This is a genomic window from Streptomyces sp. CA-251247 (genome assembly GCF_050952975.1).
Lineage (GTDB): Bacteria > Actinomycetota > Actinomycetes > Streptomycetales > Streptomycetaceae > Streptomyces > Streptomyces achmelvichensis.
Genome location: NZ_CP191861.1, coordinates 4,087,830 through 4,105,239, shown reverse-complemented (window position 1 = coordinate 4,105,239; position 17,410 = coordinate 4,087,830). Strand labels below are relative to the sequence as shown.

Sequence of the window (17,410 nt, the reverse complement as noted above, 5' to 3'; positions counted from 1 at the left end):
TCAGAACCGGCTCAGCGGTCCACCAGGCGGTCGAACTGGGTCGTGGTGTGGCGGAGATGCGCCACCAACTCGTCGCCGACCCGCGGCTCGTCCGCGTCCGAGGGGACGAACAGGATCGAGACCTGCATGTGCGGGGGCTCGGCGAACCAGCGCTGCTTGCCCGCCCAGACGAACGGAGAAAGGTTCCGGTTGACGGTCGCCAGGCCTGCCCGGGCGACGCCCTTGGCACGGGGCATCACACCGTGCAGCGCCTTCGGAGCCTCCAGGCCGACGCCGTGCGAGGTGCCGCCGGCGACGACGACGAGCCAGCCGTCGGACGCGGCCTTCTGCTGCCGGTAGCCGAACCGGTCGCCCTTGGCCACACGGGTCACGTCGAGGACGGCACCGCGGTACTCGGTCGCGTCGTGGTCGCCGAGCCACAGCCGCGTGCCGATACGGGCGCGGAACCGGGTCTGCGGGAACTGCTGCTGGAGCCGGGCCTGCTCCTCGGACCGCAGATGGCTGACGAACATGGTGTGCAGCGGCAGACGGGCGGCACGCAGCCGGTCCATCCAGCCGATGACCTCCTCGACCGCGTCGGATCCGTCGGTGCGGTCCAGCGGCAGATGGAGGGCGAAGCCCTCCAGCCGTACGTCCTCGATGGCGGAGTGGAGCTGTCCCAGGTCCTGCTCGGAGACACCGTGGCGCTTCATGGAGCTCATGCACTCGATGACGACGCGGGCGCCGACGAGGGCGTGCACGCCGTCGACCGAGGAGACGGAGCGGATCACGCGGTCGGGCAGCGGAACCGGCTCCTCGCCCCGGCGGAAGGGTGTGAGGACGAGGAGATCGCCGCTGAACCAGTCCTTGATCCGGGCCGCCTCGTACGTCGTCCCGACGGCCAGCATGTCGGAGCCGAAGCGGGAGGCTTCTTCCGAGAGCCGCTCGTGACCGAAGCCGTAGCCGTTCCCCTTGCAGACGGGTACGAGACCGGGGAAGTGGTCGATCACGGTCTTCTGGTGCGCCCGCCAGCGCGCGGTGTCGACGTAGAGGGAGAGCGCCATGGCCGGCCCGGAACCTTTCTGGTGTGTGCGGTGTATCAGAGGTATGTACGAGATCTACGAGGTTACGGGGTCGGCCGCGGGCACGTCAGCGGCGCGACATGTACATGTCCAGTGCCTTGTGCAGCAGCTTGTTGAGGGGGAAGTCCCACTCGCCGACGTACTCCACGGCTTCGCCGCCGGTGCCGACCTTGAACTGGATCAGACCGAAGAGGTGGTCGGTCTCGTCCAGCGAGTCGCTGATGCCGCGCAGGTCGTAGACCGTCGCACCCATGGCGTACGCGTCGCGCAGCATCCGCCACTGCATCGCGTTCGAGGGCCGGACCTCGCGCCCGATGTTGTCGGAGGCGCCGTAGGAGTACCAGACGTGCCCGCCGACGACCAGCATCGTCGCCGCGGACAGGTTCACGCCGTTGTGCCGCGCGAAGTACAGCCGCATGCGGTTGGGGTCCTCGGAGTTGAGCACCTTCCACATGCGCTGGAAGTACGAGAGCGGGCGGGGCCTGAAGTGGTCGCGCACGGCCGTGATCTCGTACAGCCGCTGCCATTCCTCGAGGTCGTCGTAGCCGCCCTGGACGACCTCCACACCGGCCTTCTCGGCCTTCTTGATGTTGCGACGCCAGAGCTGGTTGAAGCCCTTGAGGACATCGTCGAGGGACCGGTTCGCGAGGGGCACCTGGTAGACGTAGCGAGGCTGGACATCACCGAAGCCGGCACCGCCGTCCTCGCCCTGCTGCCAGCCCATCTTCCGCAGCCGGTCGGCGACTTCGAAGGCACGTGGCTCGATGTGGGAGGCCTCGACGTCGCGCAGACGCTTCACGTCCGGGTCCTGGATACCCGACTTGATGGCCGGAGCGTCCCAGCGCCGGATGACGACCGGCGGACCCATCTTCACGGAGAAGGCGCCCTGCTGCTTGAGGTGGGCGAGCATCGGCTGAAGCCAGTCGTCCAGGTTCGGGGCGTACCAGTTGATGACCGGGCCCTCGGGCAGATAGGCGAGGTAGCGCTTGATCTTGGGCAGCTGGCGGTACAACACCAGGCCGACGCCGACCAGTTCACCGCTCTTGTCGAACCAGCCCAGGTTCTCCGAGCGCCATTCGGTCTTCACATCAGCCCACGCCGGGACCTGGCAATGACTGGCCGACGGCAGTGTCTGGATATACGCCAGATGCTGCTCTCGGCTGATGGTCCTCAGGGTCAGGCTCATGCGGGGCGCTCCTCGGCAGGTGTGTCCCCATGGGTCAGGGGCTCCGGCTCTCGCGCCGAAGCCTACTGCGCTGGGGGAGCGCCCCGAATGGCTGCGGGGAACAGCGTCCCTGTGACGTGAGCGCTGCCCTGCCCGTCCGGGTCGTCGATAGATCCGGGCCGACTGCTCCGGACGGGCCAGGGCCTGTCGTGTCGGGGGTTCGCCGCTCGGATCGGATCTACCCGATGACCCCGCCGAAGAGCCCGCCGTGGGCCATGCCGAGGAAGAAGCCGACACCCGATGCGCCGAGGCCGACGATCAAAGCAAAGCGCTCGCGGGTCGTCGCCGAGATGAACTGCCCGTACGCACCCGTGAGGAGGCCGATGAGGCCGGCCCACGAGCTGATCAGATGGAGGTTGTGGAACATCGCCGTGACGAAGGCGAGGACGCCGAGCACCAGCGTCACCGCCACCAGGGTGTCCTGGAGGGGGTGGGGCTTGCCGTCCGTGGCGAAGAGGGAAACAGCGGACTCACTGGACTGACGTCGCATTGCCTGTGCCATGAGGCACCTCCTGGCGTTGCCGGAAGGCGGCGCATCGTAGCGCCGCGCACACCCGATGTGTACAGATTGCGTCCCCTGGCCACCGGATTTCAACCGGAAGCACGTCTGCAGGTACTCTGTACGGTCTGCACCGGTGTCTGCCCTGGCCACAGCCGATCGTCCGCGATTGTCAGTGGTGGCGGATACCGTTGCTTACGCATCACGACCCTCCTGCCACGGAACGACCGTGGCCGCTGAGTCCAAAGGAGGTGGGTTCTACATGCGTCACTACGAAATGATGGTCATCCTCGACCCCGATCTCGAGGAGCGCGCTGTCTCCCCGCTGATCGAGAACTTCCTTTCCGTCGTCCGTGAGGGCAACGGAAAGGTGGAGAAGGTCGACACCTGGGGCCGTCGTCGTCTCGCTTACGAGATCAAGAAGAAGCCCGAGGGCATCTACTCGGTCATCGACCTGCAGGCCGAGCCTGCGGTCGTCAAGGAGCTCGACCGCCAGATGAACCTGAACGAGTCGGTCCTCCGGACCAAGGTCCTCCGTCCCGAGACCCACTGAGCGCCTAGCTCAGAGGTCATCGGGTTCGAGTAGCAGCAAGCAGCCAGAAGCAATCCCCGCCGAGAGGTTCACCCATGGCAGGCGAGACCGTCATCACGGTCGTCGGCAATCTCGTCGACGACCCCGAGCTGCGCTTCACCCCGTCCGGTGCGGCGGTCGCGAAGTTCCGCGTCGCGTCCACTCCCCGCACCTTCGACCGTCAGACCAATGAGTGGAAGGACGGCGAGAGCCTCTTCCTCACTTGCTCGGTCTGGCGTCAGGCGGCGGAGAACGTCGCCGAGTCGCTCACGCGCGGCATGCGCGTCGTCGTGCAGGGCCGGCTCAAGCAGCGGTCCTACGACGACCGCGAGGGCGTCAAGCGCACGGTCTACGAGCTGGACGTCGAGGAAGTCGGCCCCAGCCTGAAGAACGCCACGGCCAAGGTCACCAAGACCACCGGTCGCGGTGGCCAGGGCGGCTACGGCGGCGGTCAGCAGCAGGGTGGCGGCGGCAACTGGGGCGGCGGCTCCAGCGGCGGCCAGCAGGGTGGCGGCGGTGCTCCCGCCGACGACCCCTGGGCCACCAGCGCGCCGGCCTCCGGCGGCCAGCAGCAGGGTGGCGGTGGAGGCGGCAGCTGGGGCGGAAGCTCCGGCGGCTCTTCCGGCGGCGGCTACTCGGACGAGCCCCCCTTCTAGGGATTCCCCAGGGGAGCTCGTACCCCCACTTCTTGATCAAACAGGAGATACACATGGCGAAGCCGCCTGTGCGCAAGCCGAAGAAGAAGGTCTGCGCATTCTGCAAGGACAAGACCGTGTACGTGGACTACAAGGACACGAACATGCTGCGGAAGTTCATTTCCGACCGCGGCAAGATCCGTGCCCGCCGCGTCACCGGCAACTGCACGCAGCACCAGCGTGACGTCGCCACGGCAGTCAAGAACAGCCGTGAGATGGCACTGCTGCCCTACACGTCCACCGCGCGATAAGGAAGGGTGACCGAACCATGAAGATCATCCTTACCCACGAGGTCTCCGGCCTCGGCACCGCCGGCGACGTCGTCGACGTCAAGGACGGCTACGCTCGCAACTACCTGGTCCCGCGTGGTTTCGCGATCCGCTGGACCAAGGGTGGCGAGAAGGACGTGGCGCAGATCCGCCGCGCCCGCAAGATCCACGAGATCGCGACCATCGAGCAGGCCAACGAGATCAAGGCCCGCCTCGAAGGCGTGAAGGTGCGTCTGGCTGTTCGCTCCGGCGACGCCGGCCGCCTCTTCGGCTCGGTCACCCCCGCGGATGTCGCTGCGGCGATCAAGTCCGCCGGTGGTCCGGACGTCGACAAGCGTCGCGTTGAGCTCGGTACGCCGATCAAGACCCTGGGCTCGCACCAGGTGTCTGTGCGTCTGCACCCCGAGGTTGCCGCGAAGCTCGGCATCGAGGTCGTTGCTGCGTAACGACTGCACTCAGCAGTACGGCAGAGGGCCGCACCTTCCGGTGCGGCCCTCTCGCCGTTTCACGTGAAACAGCGCGTTTCACGTGAAACATCCGCCGGGTTCGTCAGCGGCTTGCACCTGTGACGATCCAGCGGCCCGACCGCGTCCGGTGCCAGAGTGTCACCATCCGTACGGCCATCATCAGCGTCATGGCCCACCACAGAGCCGTCAGCCCGCCGCCCAGAGTGGGAACGAGTAGGGCCACGGGTGCGAAGACGGCCAAGGTCACCAGCATCGCTCCGGCGAGATAGCGGCCGTCGCCCGCTCCCATCAGTACGCCGTCCAGCACGAAGACCACGCCGGCAATGGGCTGGGAGAGGGCGACCACCAGCAGGACGGGCAGCAGGGTGTCGTGCACGACCGAGTCACCCGTGAACAGCGGGAGGAAGAGCGGGCGGGCGGCGACGATCAGCAGCCCCAGCACGACGCCCGAGGCGATGCCCCACTGCACCATGCGGCGGCACACCTGACGTGCGCCGTCGGCATCACCGGCGCCGAGATACCGGCCGATGATCGCCTGGCCCGCGATGGCGATCGCGTCCAGGGCGAAGGCCATCAAACTCCACAGCGAGAGCACGATCTGGTGGGCGGCGATCTCCGCGTCGCCGAGGCGGGCCGCGACGGCCGTCGCGATCAGGAGGACGGCGCGCAGCGAGAGCGTACGGACCAGGAGAGGCGCACCGGCCTGAGCGCTGGCTCGTATGCCTGCGGTGTCGGGTCGGAGCGAGGCACCGTGCTTCCGTGCCCCCCGAACGACCACGATCAAGTAGGCCACGGCCATGCCGCATTGGGCGATGACGGTGCCCCAGGCGGATCCGGCGATGCCGAGACCGGCGCCGTAGACCAGGCCGACGTTGAGGGCTGCGTTGGCAGCGAAGCCGCCGATCGCCACATACAGCGGAGTACGGGTGTCCTGGAGACCCCGCAGAACGCCGGTCGCGGCCAGCACGATCAGCATGGCGGGGATGCCGAGGCTGGATATGCGCAGATACGTGATGGCGTACGGGGCGGCGGTGTCGGAGGCTCCGAAGATGTCGATGAGCCAAGGGGCGGCCGGCAGGGTGACGGCGACCACGGCAACGCCGAGAAGCAGTGCCAGCCAGATTCCGTCCATTCCCTGGCGGATGGCGGAGGCCAGATCGCCCGCCCCGACGCGGCGTGCGACGGCGGCCGTGGTGGCGTACGCGAGAAAGACGAAGACGCTCACGGCGGTCATCAGCAGAGCGGCTGCGACGCCGAGCCCGGCGAGTTGCGGGGTGCCGAGATGGCCGACGATGGCACTGTCGACGATGACGAAGAGCGGCTCGGCGACGAGCGCACCGAAGGCGGGAACGGCGAGCGAGACGATCTCTCGGTCGTGGCGTCGCCGGACCGTCTTCGGATCCCTGAGGGCCTGAGTCATGGGGTCAATGTAATCTTCCACAGGTAAGAGATGCAATTGCCTAGAGGTCCTTACTTGCCCATCCTGTGGAGACGCGGCCGTGCGCCGTTTGTTCTGATCTTGGCCCAGTCGGGAAAGTTTTTCTCCCCCACAGCCGGTGGACGGAAAAGGGCCAGCTCAGAGGTGGTGTGGCGCGGGGGGGCCAACTTTGTCCACAGTGCTGTCCCCCGGTCCGTGCACAGGTTCTGTGGGGTTCTCCACAGCATCTCGTCGGTCATCCACACGGCCTGTGGATAACCAGATTGGCTGACGGTGCCGCCGGGCCTACCGTGGACCGTCGCCCGACGCGCCGGAAGCGGAGCCGGGCCACTTGTTTTGTCAGTGCCGTGCCGTAGAAAGTGGTGCACGGCTAGGTCCGCGGAGCGGACGGGAGGAGGTGGCCCGGGTGAGCATTTCCGAGCCCTTGGACGACCCGTGGGCGGCGGACAGCGGCCCTGGCGATCGTCTGCCCGTTTCCCGTCAGCGCCGTAACGACCACCGTGGTGGCCGTGACGATCAGCATGAGCGCGGCAGGGACAGCGGAGGGTGGGACGGAAGCAGTCCCGGGTTCGAGCGGGTGCCGCCCCAGGACCTGGATGCCGAGCAGTCGGTGCTCGGCGGCATGCTCCTCTCCAAGGACGCGATCGCCGATGTCGTGGAGATCATCAAGGGCCACGACTTCTACCGGCCCGCCCACGAGACCGTCTACACGGCGATCCTCGACCTCTACGCCAAGGGTGAGCCCGCCGACCCGATCACCGTGGCGGCCGAACTGGTCAAGCGCGGCGAGATCACCCGGGTCGGGGGAGCCCCCTATCTCCACACGCTCGTCCAGTCGGTGCCGACCGCGGCGAACGCCTCGTACTACGCGGAAATCGTCCATGAGCGGGCCGTGCTGCGCCGGCTCGTGGAGGCCGGCACCAAGATCACGCAGATGGGATACGCGGCCGACGGCGACGTCGACGAGATCGTCAACTCCGCCCAGGCCGAGATCTACGCCGTCACCGAGCAGCGGACCAGCGAGGACTATCTCCCGCTCGGCGAGATCATGGAGGGCGCTCTCGACGAGATCGAGGCGATCGGGTCACGCAGCGGCGAGATGACCGGTGTGCCCACCGGCTTCACGGACTTCGACTCCCTGACGAACGGTCTGCATCCGGGCCAGATGATCGTCATCGCGGCCCGGCCCGCGATGGGTAAGTCCACGCTGGCGCTGGACTTCGCCCGGGCGTGCTCCATCAAGAACAATCTGCCGAGCGTGATCTTCTCTCTCGAAATGGGACGGAACGAGATCGCGATGCGCCTGCTGTCCGCCGAGGCGCGGGTGGCGCTGCACCATATGCGGTCCGGGACGATGACCGACGAGGACTGGACCCGGCTGGCCCGCCGGATGCCTGATGTCTCCCAGGCGCCGCTCTACATCGACGACTCCCCGAACCTGTCCATGATGGAGATCCGGGCGAAGTGCCGCCGGCTGAAGCAGCGCAACGACCTGAAGCTGGTCGTCATCGACTATCTCCAGCTGATGCAGTCCGGTGGGTCCAAGCGTGCCGAGAGCCGACAGCAGGAGGTCTCGGACATGTCCCGAAACCTCAAGCTGCTGGCCAAGGAGCTGGAGTTGCCGGTGATCGCGCTCTCGCAGCTGAACCGTGGCCCCGAGCAGCGGACGGACAAGAAGCCGATGGTCTCCGACCTGCGTGAGTCGGGCTCCATCGAGCAGGACGCGGACATGGTGATCCTGCTGCACCGTGAGGACGCGTACGAGAAGGAGTCCCCGCGAGCGGGTGAGGCGGACCTGATCGTCGCCAAGCACCGTAACGGCCCCACGGCCACGATCACCGTGGCGTTCCAGGGGCACTACTCCCGTTTCGTGGACATGGCGCAGACCTAGGGCCTGTCGTTCGGATCCTGCCGGGCCTTCGGTCGCCTCTTCCGCGCGTCGCGAAATGCCGGGGAATGCGGTCGACGTGGCGGGGTGCCGCCGGTAGACCTGCCTCATGACCTCACCCTTTATCGAGTTCCTCCCCGCCACGAAGCGGGCTCTGATGCACCGCATCGCGGTCGCCCAGGCCGAAGGGCGGGCGCCCTCGTTCGTTGCCGGGGTGGCGCGTGAGGGCCATCTGGCGTGGACGGGATCCCGCACTTCCGTCGACGGCCACGGTCCGGACGCCGACACCCAGTACCGCATCGGCTCGATCACCAAGACGTTCACCGCCGTCCTGGTGATGAGGCTGCGGGACGAGGGGCTGCTCGATCTGAGCGACCCACTGGAGAAGCACCTGTCGGGTACCGGCGTGGGGGACGTGACGATCGCCCAACTCCTGGGCCACAGCGCCGGGTTGAGCGCTGAGGCTCCGGCGCCGTGGTGGGAGCGGACACCGGGCACCCAGCGTCCGGATCTCGGCGATGTCCTGGGTGAGGGGTCGCGTATGCACCCTGTCGGGCGGCGCCACCATTACTCCAATCCCGGCTACACGCTGCTCGGATCGTTGATCGAGGCGGTACGCGGTGCTTCCTGGGAGGACGTGCTGCGGAGGGAGATTCTGGAGCCTCTGGGCCTCAGCCGAACGATCACTCAGCCCGAGGCTCCGCATGCCGGCGGCTGGGCTGTGCACCCCTGGGCCGATGTGCTGCTGCCCGAACCGTCCGAGGACCTCGGCCTGATGGCGCCGGCGGGACAGCTCTGGTCGACCGTCACCGATCTCTGCCGGTTCGCCGTCTTTCTCGCCGAGGGCGACGAGCGCGTCCTGCGGGAGTCCTCGGTACGGGAGATGCGGACACCGTCCGTGCCGCTGGAGAGCGGGGACTGGGACGCCACCTACGGGCTGGGTGTGCAGATCGTGCGGAAGGACGGCCGCACCCTGGTGGGGCACACAGGCTCGCTGCCCGGTTTCGTCGCGGGCCTGTGGGTGAGTGTCGACGACGGGGTTGCCGCCGTCGCGCTCGCCAATGCCACTTCAGGGCCGCTCACAGCGGCTGTCGCGGCCGATCTCGTCGGCATCGTCTCCGAGGCCGAACCCCGTATCCCCGAGCCCTGGAAGCCCCTGCCGGAGGTCGATCAGGAGCTCTTGGCGCTGACCGGGCCCTGGTACTGGGGGACTTACTCCTTCGGACTGCGTCTCCTCGCCGACCGCGGCCTGGAGCTGCTGCCGTTGCAGGGCTCCGGCAGGGGAGCCCGGTTCACCGCGGAGGAGGACGGTACGTGGACCGGCCGGAACGGCTACTACGCCGGCGAGACCCTGCGTGCGGTGCGTCGGGAGGACGGTACGGTCCTGCATCTCGACCTGGGGTCGTTCGTCTTCACCCGGGAGCCCTACGAGCCGGAGGGCGGGGTGCCGGGTGGAGTGGACCCGGACGGCTGGCGCGGACTGCCGCAGTGAGGCAGCCTTCTTTCTGCGAGTTCGGGCCGATGTTTCACGTGAAACGGGCGCAGCCCTGACTGGGGCCTAGGCCGACAACTCCCGTTCCAGGGGCGTACGGAACCGGGGCGTGATCCGAGCATCGCCCACCCAGCCCGCCAGCCGGGAGGCTTCCGTTTCGACAGCCGCGGTGGCCTCACGGCCGGCATCGGTGAGCAGGCGCCAGACGACCTCGCCGTCCGGCCGTTGAGCCCAGCCACCGATGATCCGGCCGTTCCACCAGACCGTCGGGCCGATGTTGCCCGACCGGTCGAAGAGGGCCGAGCGGTGCTCCGCGTCGATATGGAAGCCACGGTCCGCCCAGGCCATGGCGCTGGGGTCGAGTCCCGGCAGCAGCGCCGCCCAGGGCTCCGGCGCGACGTCGGGCCCGAGGTCGCCGGGCGCGACATAGCCGGTCGCACCACCGTCGAGCCCGACCTTCTCGGCGGCGACGGCGGTCAGCGCCGTGCGTACGTGGCCGAGGCTCCATCCCGTCCACCACTTCAGATCCGCTTCGGTGGCCGGGCCGTACGCGAGCAGCCAGCGGCGCGCCAGTTCGGCGCGAGCCTCAGCCGCATCCACCGCCGGCCAGGTCCGGCCGGCGGTCCAGTGGAACTGACTGGAGGTCCAGGAGCCTCGGGGCCGGTCGCGGCGAATGCGGCCTTCGGCGGCGAGCACTCTGAGGACACGCGTGGCGACGCCCTGCACCGTCTCGTACTTCTTGCCGGGGAAGACGGTGATCTTCGTCCGCAGAGCAGGGACGTCGGCGGAGAGCTGGGTGCCCGTCGCGGGGCCACCCCGGACAAGAGCGGCGAGAACCGCCTCCTCAGCCTCGGCGAGCCAGCGCGCGTCCAGGCCGCCGCCGTCCTCCTCCAGATGCGCGAGGAGGGTGCTGCGCTCCTTGACCGCGATGGCGTGGGCCGTGGACGCCTCGACGTACGGCGCGAGTTCGGCGGAGACCGCGAACAACGTGCGGCGCATGGAGAGCAGCCGGACCAGCGTCACGTCGTCGTAGAGAGCCTGTTCCACAGCCTCGATACCCGGCGTCGAGAGACGGGCGCAGGCGGAGAGGAACACGGTCGCGGCATCGGTGGCGTGCAGCGCGACCACCGCGTCCGCTGCCTCCACCGGGTCGTCCCCTCGTGTGGAGGGGGCCAGACGATGCCGGCGGCCGAGCCGGATACGGCGTTGCTCGTCGCTGATCCGATGCACGCGGACTCCCTGGGCGGAGAACTGTTCAGAGCTGGAGCTTGAACCCGATGTGGGACGCCTCGAAGCCCAGCCTCTCGTAGAAGCGGCGGGCGTCGGTCCGGGAAGCGTCCGAGGTCAGCTGGACGAGCCGGCAGTCCAGTCGGCGCGACTCGTCGATCGCCCACTCGATGAGCCGTGTGCCGAGGCCGCTGCCGCGTTCGTCGGCGTGGATGCGGACACCTTCGATGATCGACCGGGTGGAGCCGCGCCGCGACAGACCGGGGATGATCGTGAGCTGGAGGGTGCCGACGACGCGGTCCTGGCGGGCGGCCACAGCGAGGATCTGGTTCGGATCCCGGGCAAGGCGCTCGAACGCCGCGTGGTACGGGGTCATGTCGTCCGGTGACTCGCGCTGAGCGCCCAGTGGGTCGTCGGCGAGCATCGCCACGATCTCCGGGATGTCGTCGAGTGCAGCGGGGCGTATCTCCAGATCACTCATGATCGGCAGACTACGCGGGGACCCGAAGTTGCTCGACGGTGCGGACCAGGGGAGCGAGATCCGGAACCTTGGCGGCCTCGTCGAGAGCCTCGCGCAGCGCCGAATCGTTGGTGGGGCGAGCCTCGGCAAGCAGGGTGAGGCCCGTCTCGGTCACGTCCGTGTAGATGCCGCGCCGGTCGGTGTCGCAGAGGTACCGGGTCAGCAGGCCGCGGTCCTCGAGACGGGTGACGAGGCGGGTCGTGGCGCTCTGGCTGAGCACGACGGCGTCGGCCACCTGCTTCATCTGGAGGTGCCCGCCGGGGCCGCTGTGCTGGCGGCTGAGGACGTCGAGGAGTGAGTACTCGCGCATGCTCAGGCCGTGCTTGCTCTCGAGTGCCCGCTCGATGTGGGCCTCGATCCTCCCGTGGAGCAGCGACAGAGCACACCAGCTCTGGGAGAGCGCGGTGAGCGCGGGATCGGTCGCGGTCATCTGTCTTCCTCCTCCAGCCCGAGCGGCTACCTCGTCAAGGATAGACGACACGTGCAATATTCCGCGTTTGCAATCATCTGCCCTCCCTCGACCTGGGGGTTCTAGCCTGCGGCCACCGAAAGCGGTGCAAAACGGCGGGTCCAGTCGCCGGGGAGATCGTCGATTCCATAGGTCATGACGGCGTTGAAGGCGATCGGTTCGAGGCCGCGCTCCTTCAGCCAGGTCAGCAGTTCCTCGTGGCGTACATCGATGTCCGTCCGGAAAGGCCTGTCCGTGGCCGGAGCGAGCGAGGTGATCAGAGCCTTGGCCGTATCCGTGTCGCGGGCGATCAGTGGACCGATGACATGCGTCTCCATGTTCGGCCAGGCCGCGGCATAGCCGGTCAGTACGCCATCGTCCTCTGCCACGCGGAGCTGGTCCGCAAAGGCCGGCAGGCGCGTGATCATGTGGGTGCGGTCCAGTCCGAAGACCTCGGTGTCCAGACGGACGATCCGTGGGAGGTCCTCGGCGGTTGCCGGGCGGGTGAACACGGCCGTGGTGGCGGCCGGGTCCGGTCGGAAGTGGCCTCGGATCATCTCCGCGCGTCCGACGTTGACGAAGCCCAGCTGCTCATACAGTGGTCGGCCGCTGGGAGTGGCATGCAGGGTGAGCGGGGTGGGGCCGGCCTCACGCACCAGCTGCTGCATCATGCGGCGTCCGATGCCCTGACGTTCGTACCGCTGCGCGACCAGGACCATGCCGATGGCGGACAGCCCGGGGCCGTACGACGTGACGACACAGGCCGAGACCAGTCCCTTGCCTGCCGGGTCGTCGATCCCGTACCCCGCCCCCGCCGCCAGCAGCAGGCCCCACTTGTGTTCCTCGCGTGGCCATCCGCGGTCCTCGGAAAGATCGGCACAGGCAACGAGGTCGTCCCTGGTGAGACGGCGGATGGGTAGCTCCGGGAGCGGTGTCGACATGAGGATCAGGCTGTCTGACGCAGTGATCGCTCGTCCAGTGCTTTCGCGGAAGTGCTTGCGCTGCGCAGGCGACGGCCACGGCGGGTGAGTCCCCAGGGCTTCAGGACGGAGATGACGGTCATGAAGACATAGGCGCTGAAGGAGACGATCGGTCCCATCATCAGGCCGAGCGGATCAGGCAGTGCGGCGCCCGACGAGATGGTCTCGACGGCATCGTTGACACCTGGGCGGAGGGCGAAGGCCGACGCCGCGATGGTGACCAGGGTCAGCCAGAACTTTGTGTAGACCCAACGATGCCGCGCCAGGCCCCATTTGGTGCCGAGCGACAGAACAAGACCGCTGAGCAGGGTCAGCAGGGCCACAGGAAGCACCAGCCAGTCGGTGAAGACCTTCATGGACCGTGCGGCGGCCTCGATCATGGCGGTGGATTCAGTGACGTTGGCCGAGATGGCAAGCGCGAGCAGGCCGAGTGTGAGCCCGAGCCAGCCGGCGGCTGCGGCGACATGGACGACGAGGATGGCCCTGCGGACGGGGCGCTTGAGTGGTTTCACGTGAAACACAGTGCCGGGCAGAGCGATGCATGACGTCTGACAGCGGGAGTAATTCCCGGTACTAGCCTCGGCGTACAGGGCGCACGGCGACCGACCGCACAGGGTGACTCTTCCGGCTGTGTCTCTCCGATGGCGCGCTGATGACGTCTCCATGGCGCGCAGAAGACGATGGCACCCACAGGTGGGGGACACCGTTGACTCACCCGTGATTGCCGCCGCTATTCTCTGCTCGGCCGCAAACGTGAAGATCGCGAACCGGCTCTGTGCAGAGTTCGAGATGGGTCTGGACGCATGTGTTGCATGCGGTGATTCCATGTCCGACGCAGAGATATTGCGTCGGCGCCCACCGCGGCCGCTGTGCACGCCGGCCGCCGTCTCTCGGGCGTGGCCACACACATCGATGCGGGGGGCAATCTGCGCGAGGGCCTATGAACTGGTGTGTTTCCGCGGGCGGTACGGATGACGGCAGCGGCCCGACGGTGCCCGGTGAACAGGCATGGGTGGCATGGGAGCCTAACGGGTAAGCGGGTGTGGATGCCCGGACTTTCCGCTCTTTGTCCGTTGCCGGGGCGCCGACTGACATGCTGCGACGACGGGTGCTGCGGTCAACGTCACATTCCGAACCCGCTCGTCCCGAATCAGCCGGGGCCCATGGTTAGTGTGGCCTGGAAGCAGTCCTGGGGCAGAAGCGGGGGAAATGAGGCACGTTCCGAATCACCGGAAGTGCGGGGACCGACCGAGAGATGTTCGAGGCGAGGCAGACAATGGACGCTCCGACCACCACGTCGGCCGACCATGGCACTTCAGGCGAAAACGACAAGGGTGGCTGGTTCACCCCGCGCAAGCAGCCGGACCAGGGTCACACCGCATCGGGTGAGGCGCCGGAGGGCACCGGGCGAGAGCGGACCGCCGTCCCCAAACGGCCGGTGGCATCCATACGCCCGGTGGGGTCCGGTGCTTCCCGTACGGCCCCACCGCCTTCAGCGACGGAGTCCGACGCTCCTCCCACCGAGCGGGTTGCCGCGGCGGACGACGACCCCCCTCACAGAGCCCCGCTCCCCGAGGCGCGGCATGATCAGGACCCGCAGCATCCTGCGGCGCAGGGCAAATACCCCCAGCATCACGCGGCGCAGGGCCATATGCCGCAGCACGAGGCCGGCCACGCCCACGAGACACCGATGCGGCTGCACCTGGCCGGCCATCCGCACGAAGGTCAGGGCGCTCCAGCTCCGGAGGCCCCTCAGGCTCACACGCAGGAAGCCCAGGCCGCTCACCGGTCCCAGAGCCGGGAAGTCCCGGCGTACGACGATCCCTTCGCGGACCACCGGCCGCCGGCCGCACCTGCCGACAACGCTTCCCCCGACGCCATCCTCATCCGCCGGACCATGGCGGAGGTCGCTCCCGTCGCGGACAAGGTCACGTCGTACTTCTACGCCCTGCTCTTCGTCCGCCACCCCGAACTGCGCGGGCTCTTCCCCGCTGCCATGGACTCCCAGCGCGACCGGCTCCTGAAGGCGCTGCTCACCGCCGCCGAGCACATGGACAATGCCGAGGTGCTCACCGAGTACCTCCAGCACCTGGGCCGCGGTCACCGCAAGTACGGGACGCAGGCCGCCCATTACCCGGCCGTCGGTGAGGCTCTGATCGGCGCGCTGAGCCGGTACGCCACGTCCACCTGGGACGAGGAGACCGAGGCCGCCTGGGTGCGGACGTACACGACGATCTCGCAGATCATGATCGACGCGGCGGCCCAGAACGAGCGTCTCGCGCCGGCGTGGTGGCACGCCGAGGTCGTCTCGCACGATCTGCGGACGCCCGACATAGCGATCATCACCGTCCGCCCGGACCAGCCCTACGCCTTCGTGGCAGGGCAGTACACCAGTCTGGAGACGCCCTGGTGGCCGCGGATCTGGCGGCACTACTCCTTCGCCGGGGCCCCGCGCTCGGACGGTCTGCTCACGTTCCATGTGAAGGCCGTCCCGGCCGGCTGGGTCTCCAACGCTCTCGTCCATCATGCGCGGCCGGGCGACGTGCTGCGGCTCGGCCCGCCCGCCGGGTCGATGACCGTCGACCACACCACGGACAACGGTCTGCTCTGTCTCGGCGGTGGTACCGGTATCGCGCCCATCAAAGCCCTGGTCGAGGACGTCGCCGAGCACGGGACGCGTCGGCTCGTGGAGGTCTTCTACGGGGCACGGACCAACTTCGACCTGTACGACATCGACACCATGCTGCGGTTGCAGCAAACACACCCCTGGCTGTCCGTCCGCCCCGTCGTGGACGATAGGGCGCACTTCCCGGACGCGGTCCGGGAGTTCGGCCCCTGGTACGAGTACAGCGCCTATCTGTCCGGGCCGCCGGGGATGATCCGCAGCGGCGTGCACGCGCTGCGCGGCATCGGCATCCCGGTCGACCGGATCCGCCACGATTCGCTCGAAGAGCTCGTCGCGGCCGGCGACTGAGGAACCGGCGACCGCCGGAGCGGGACCGAAGCACCGGAGACCGCACAGCGGTGACCGAGCAGTGGCGACCGACGAGCCGCGCTCCCCGGCCGGCCCCGCGTCAGCCCAGGTCCGGGGCGTGCATCGCCCGGACGCCCTCGATGTTGCCGTCCAGATAGTGCCGTAGCGACAACGGCACGAGGTGGACGGCCGCGATACCCACGCGGCTGAAGGGCACCCGTACGATCTCGTACTCCCCGCAGGGGTCGTCCACCTCGGGGCCGTGCCGCCGCGAGGGGTCCATGGACCCCAGCCGGCAGACGAAGAAGTGCTGCACCTTCACACCGGTGACTCCACCGTCCGCGATGTGTTCGACGGTGTCGACGAAGCAGGGCACCACGTCGGTGATCTTGGCGCCGAGTTCCTCGTCCACCTCGCGGTGGAGCGCGTCCACCACGGTGGCGTCATCGGGTTCGACCCCGCCGCCCGGCGTCAGCCAGTACGGATCCACGCCTGGCTTGGTGCGCTTGATCAGGACGAGGTTCTCGCCGTCGAGCAGGATGGCGCGTGCGGTGCGCTTGACCACTGGCCGTTCGGTCATGGCTAGAAAATGGCCCGCGGCGCCCGTTCTGAAACTCCTGGTCCCCGGGTTGTCACCAGTCGACCGCAGCGCGCAGCAGCCACTCGTGCGCCCGCGCGATGTGCGGAAGGGCGAGCGTGCCGGTACGGACAGCGAGGAAGTACGTGCGCAGCGGGGGCACCGGAGGGTCGAGCAGCGCCACGAGGCGACCACTGCGGAGGTCCTGCTCGCACAGATAGCGCGGCAGAACGGCGAGCCCCGCGCCCGACGCGGCGGTCTCGAGGACCGCCCGGAGATCCGGTGCTATGACGGCGGCCGCGGCGGCCGGCCGGGAGTCGAAGACGGAGGACCAGTAGCGAGAGACCAGTGGCAGCGACTCGTGGACCTCGACCACGGGGAGCTGTTCCAGCAGCACATGGCCGCCGTGCAGCTCCTCGGGCCCCAGCCGGGCCGCCCAGCGCGGCGACGCGACCAGGACGTGCTCCTCGTCGCAGAGGGGGGTCGAGGTCAGCAGCCCGCCGCGCGGCCGCGCCGTGGTGATCGCCAGATCATGGTGTCCGGCGGCCAGCCCCTCCAACGTCTCCTCCGCGTTCCCGAAGGAGGCCCGCAGCGTCATGCCCTGGGATATCAGCGGGGTGAGGGCGGGCAGGGCCCGGAGCGAGGTGAACTCGGGGAGTCCCGCGAGATGCAGCGTCCGGACGCCCGATTCGTCGTCCAGACCGGTCTCCGTGATCTCCACGAGGGCGTCGAGATGCGGAGCGGCCCGGTGGGCGAGCTCGTCGCCGATGGTGGTGGGGGTGACGCCGCGGGCCTGGCGCAGGAACAGCGGGCGCCCCAGCTGGCGTTCCAGGGTGCGTATCTGCCCGGTCACCGCGGGCTGCGAGAGCCCCAGCAGGGCGGCCGCCCGGGTGAAGGAGCCGGCCCGGTGCACCGTGACGAATGTGCGCAGCAGGGCCAGATCCATGCCGAGCCCTCCCGACCGTCGACGCCCCGGACCGGACAACTATAAATAAGTCGATAGGTCGCTGTCGCTACTGTGATTGGACACTGACGCAGAGTCAACTAGCCTTGTTGGCGCGGTTCTTCGAGAAATGAAC

Annotated in this window: 18 protein-coding genes; 7 read left to right on the top strand and 11 right to left on the bottom strand. The window is 68.4% G+C overall.

What is annotated here, in order from left to right; translation table 11 throughout:
• Positions 1 to 11 precede the first annotated feature (11 nt).
• From ACQPWZ_RS18090 to ACQPWZ_RS18080, 3 genes are all read right to left on the bottom strand, one after another.
• Positions 12 to 1,043 (bottom strand): alanine racemase, encoded by a 1,032-nt coding sequence (locus ACQPWZ_RS18090; protein ID WP_340474117.1) that lies wholly within the window; start codon positions 1,041 to 1,043, stop codon positions 12 to 14.
• An 85-nt stretch (positions 1,044 to 1,128) separates the two neighbouring features.
• Complete coding sequence (locus ACQPWZ_RS18085) at positions 1,129 to 2,247, bottom strand: lipid II:glycine glycyltransferase FemX (RefSeq protein WP_313945333.1); 1,119 nt, start codon at positions 2,245 to 2,247, stop codon at positions 1,129 to 1,131.
• A gap of 217 nt (positions 2,248 to 2,464) precedes the next feature.
• Positions 2,465 to 2,788 (bottom strand): hypothetical protein, encoded by a 324-nt coding sequence (locus ACQPWZ_RS18080; RefSeq protein ID WP_313945334.1) that lies wholly within the window; start codon positions 2,786 to 2,788, stop codon positions 2,465 to 2,467.
• A 259-nt stretch (positions 2,789 to 3,047) separates the two neighbouring features.
• On the opposite strand from ACQPWZ_RS18080, the gene rpsF reads away from it, so the two are divergent.
• The 4 genes from rpsF to rplI all read left to right on the top strand — a co-directional run bounded on the left by rpsF (position 3,048) and on the right by rplI (position 4,766).
• Positions 3,048 to 3,338: a 30S ribosomal protein S6 gene (gene rpsF, locus ACQPWZ_RS18075; protein ID WP_159689873.1), complete on the top strand. Its 291-nt coding sequence runs from the start codon at positions 3,048 to 3,050 to the stop codon at positions 3,336 to 3,338.
• 74 nt (positions 3,339 to 3,412) lie between these two features.
• The gene (locus ACQPWZ_RS18070; RefSeq protein WP_340474115.1) at positions 3,413 to 4,012 is read left to right on the top strand and encodes a single-stranded DNA-binding protein; all 600 of its coding nucleotides are present in this window, start codon (positions 3,413 to 3,415) and stop codon (positions 4,010 to 4,012) included.
• A 53-nt stretch (positions 4,013 to 4,065) separates the two neighbouring features.
• Positions 4,066 to 4,302 carry a 30S ribosomal protein S18 gene (gene rpsR, locus ACQPWZ_RS18065; protein ID WP_003956534.1) on the top strand — a complete coding sequence of 79 codons (237 nt, stop codon included), beginning with the start codon at positions 4,066 to 4,068 and terminating at the stop codon, positions 4,300 to 4,302.
• A gap of 17 nt (positions 4,303 to 4,319) precedes the next feature.
• Positions 4,320 to 4,766 carry a 50S ribosomal protein L9 gene (gene rplI, locus ACQPWZ_RS18060; RefSeq protein WP_313945336.1) on the top strand — a complete coding sequence of 149 codons (447 nt, stop codon included), beginning with the start codon at positions 4,320 to 4,322 and terminating at the stop codon, positions 4,764 to 4,766.
• Between the two features lie 103 nt (positions 4,767 to 4,869).
• On the opposite strand, the gene ACQPWZ_RS18055 is transcribed toward rplI, so the two are convergent.
• Entirely contained in the window at positions 4,870 to 6,207 is a 1,338-nt protein-coding gene (locus ACQPWZ_RS18055; RefSeq protein ID WP_433571858.1) for an MATE family efflux transporter, read from the bottom strand.
• A gap of 442 nt (positions 6,208 to 6,649) precedes the next feature.
• Between ACQPWZ_RS18055 and dnaB the strand changes: the two genes are divergently transcribed.
• Both dnaB and ACQPWZ_RS18045 read left to right on the top strand, forming a co-directional pair.
• The gene (dnaB, locus tag ACQPWZ_RS18050) at positions 6,650 to 8,116 is read left to right on the top strand and encodes a replicative DNA helicase (RefSeq protein ID WP_313948944.1); all 1,467 of its coding nucleotides are present in this window, start codon (positions 6,650 to 6,652) and stop codon (positions 8,114 to 8,116) included.
• Between the two features lie 106 nt (positions 8,117 to 8,222).
• Positions 8,223 to 9,605 carry a serine hydrolase domain-containing protein gene (locus tag ACQPWZ_RS18045; RefSeq protein ID WP_433571857.1) on the top strand — a complete coding sequence of 461 codons (1,383 nt, stop codon included), beginning with the start codon at positions 8,223 to 8,225 and terminating at the stop codon, positions 9,603 to 9,605.
• Between the two features lie 66 nt (positions 9,606 to 9,671).
• Here the strand turns inward: ACQPWZ_RS18045 and ACQPWZ_RS18040 are convergent, their stop codons facing one another.
• From ACQPWZ_RS18040 to ACQPWZ_RS18020, 5 genes are all read right to left on the bottom strand, one after another.
• Positions 9,672 to 10,835: a winged helix DNA-binding domain-containing protein gene (locus ACQPWZ_RS18040; protein ID WP_433571856.1), complete on the bottom strand. Its 1,164-nt coding sequence runs from the start codon at positions 10,833 to 10,835 to the stop codon at positions 9,672 to 9,674.
• 25 nt (positions 10,836 to 10,860) lie between these two features.
• Positions 10,861 to 11,313 carry an N-acetyltransferase family protein gene (locus ACQPWZ_RS18035; RefSeq protein WP_433571855.1) on the bottom strand — a complete coding sequence of 151 codons (453 nt, stop codon included), beginning with the start codon at positions 11,311 to 11,313 and terminating at the stop codon, positions 10,861 to 10,863.
• Positions 11,314 to 11,323: 10 nt separating this feature from the next.
• Positions 11,324 to 11,782, bottom strand: coding sequence for a MarR family winged helix-turn-helix transcriptional regulator (locus ACQPWZ_RS18030; RefSeq protein WP_356704245.1), 459 nt, complete (start codon positions 11,780 to 11,782; stop codon positions 11,324 to 11,326).
• A 101-nt stretch (positions 11,783 to 11,883) separates the two neighbouring features.
• Positions 11,884 to 12,741, bottom strand: a complete 858-nt coding sequence (locus ACQPWZ_RS18025; RefSeq protein ID WP_433571854.1) for a GNAT family N-acetyltransferase — start codon at positions 12,739 to 12,741, stop codon at positions 11,884 to 11,886.
• A gap of 5 nt (positions 12,742 to 12,746) precedes the next feature.
• Entirely contained in the window at positions 12,747 to 13,292 is a 546-nt protein-coding gene (locus ACQPWZ_RS18020; protein WP_433571853.1) for a DUF2269 domain-containing protein, read from the bottom strand.
• Positions 13,293 to 14,056: 764 nt separating this feature from the next.
• On the opposite strand from ACQPWZ_RS18020, the gene ACQPWZ_RS18015 reads away from it, so the two are divergent.
• Positions 14,057 to 15,754 (top strand): globin domain-containing protein, encoded by a 1,698-nt coding sequence (locus ACQPWZ_RS18015; RefSeq protein ID WP_433571852.1) that lies wholly within the window; start codon positions 14,057 to 14,059, stop codon positions 15,752 to 15,754.
• Between the two features lie 100 nt (positions 15,755 to 15,854).
• Here ACQPWZ_RS18015 and ACQPWZ_RS18010 read toward each other — a convergent pair whose 3' ends face one another.
• Together ACQPWZ_RS18010 and ACQPWZ_RS18005 are read right to left on the bottom strand one after the other, a co-directional pair.
• The gene (locus ACQPWZ_RS18010; protein WP_340474105.1) at positions 15,855 to 16,334 is read right to left on the bottom strand and encodes an NUDIX hydrolase; all 480 of its coding nucleotides are present in this window, start codon (positions 16,332 to 16,334) and stop codon (positions 15,855 to 15,857) included.
• 52 nt (positions 16,335 to 16,386) lie between these two features.
• The gene (locus ACQPWZ_RS18005; RefSeq protein ID WP_340474104.1) at positions 16,387 to 17,277 is read right to left on the bottom strand and encodes a LysR family transcriptional regulator; all 891 of its coding nucleotides are present in this window, start codon (positions 17,275 to 17,277) and stop codon (positions 16,387 to 16,389) included.
• Between the last annotated feature and the right edge of the window lie 133 nt (positions 17,278 to 17,410).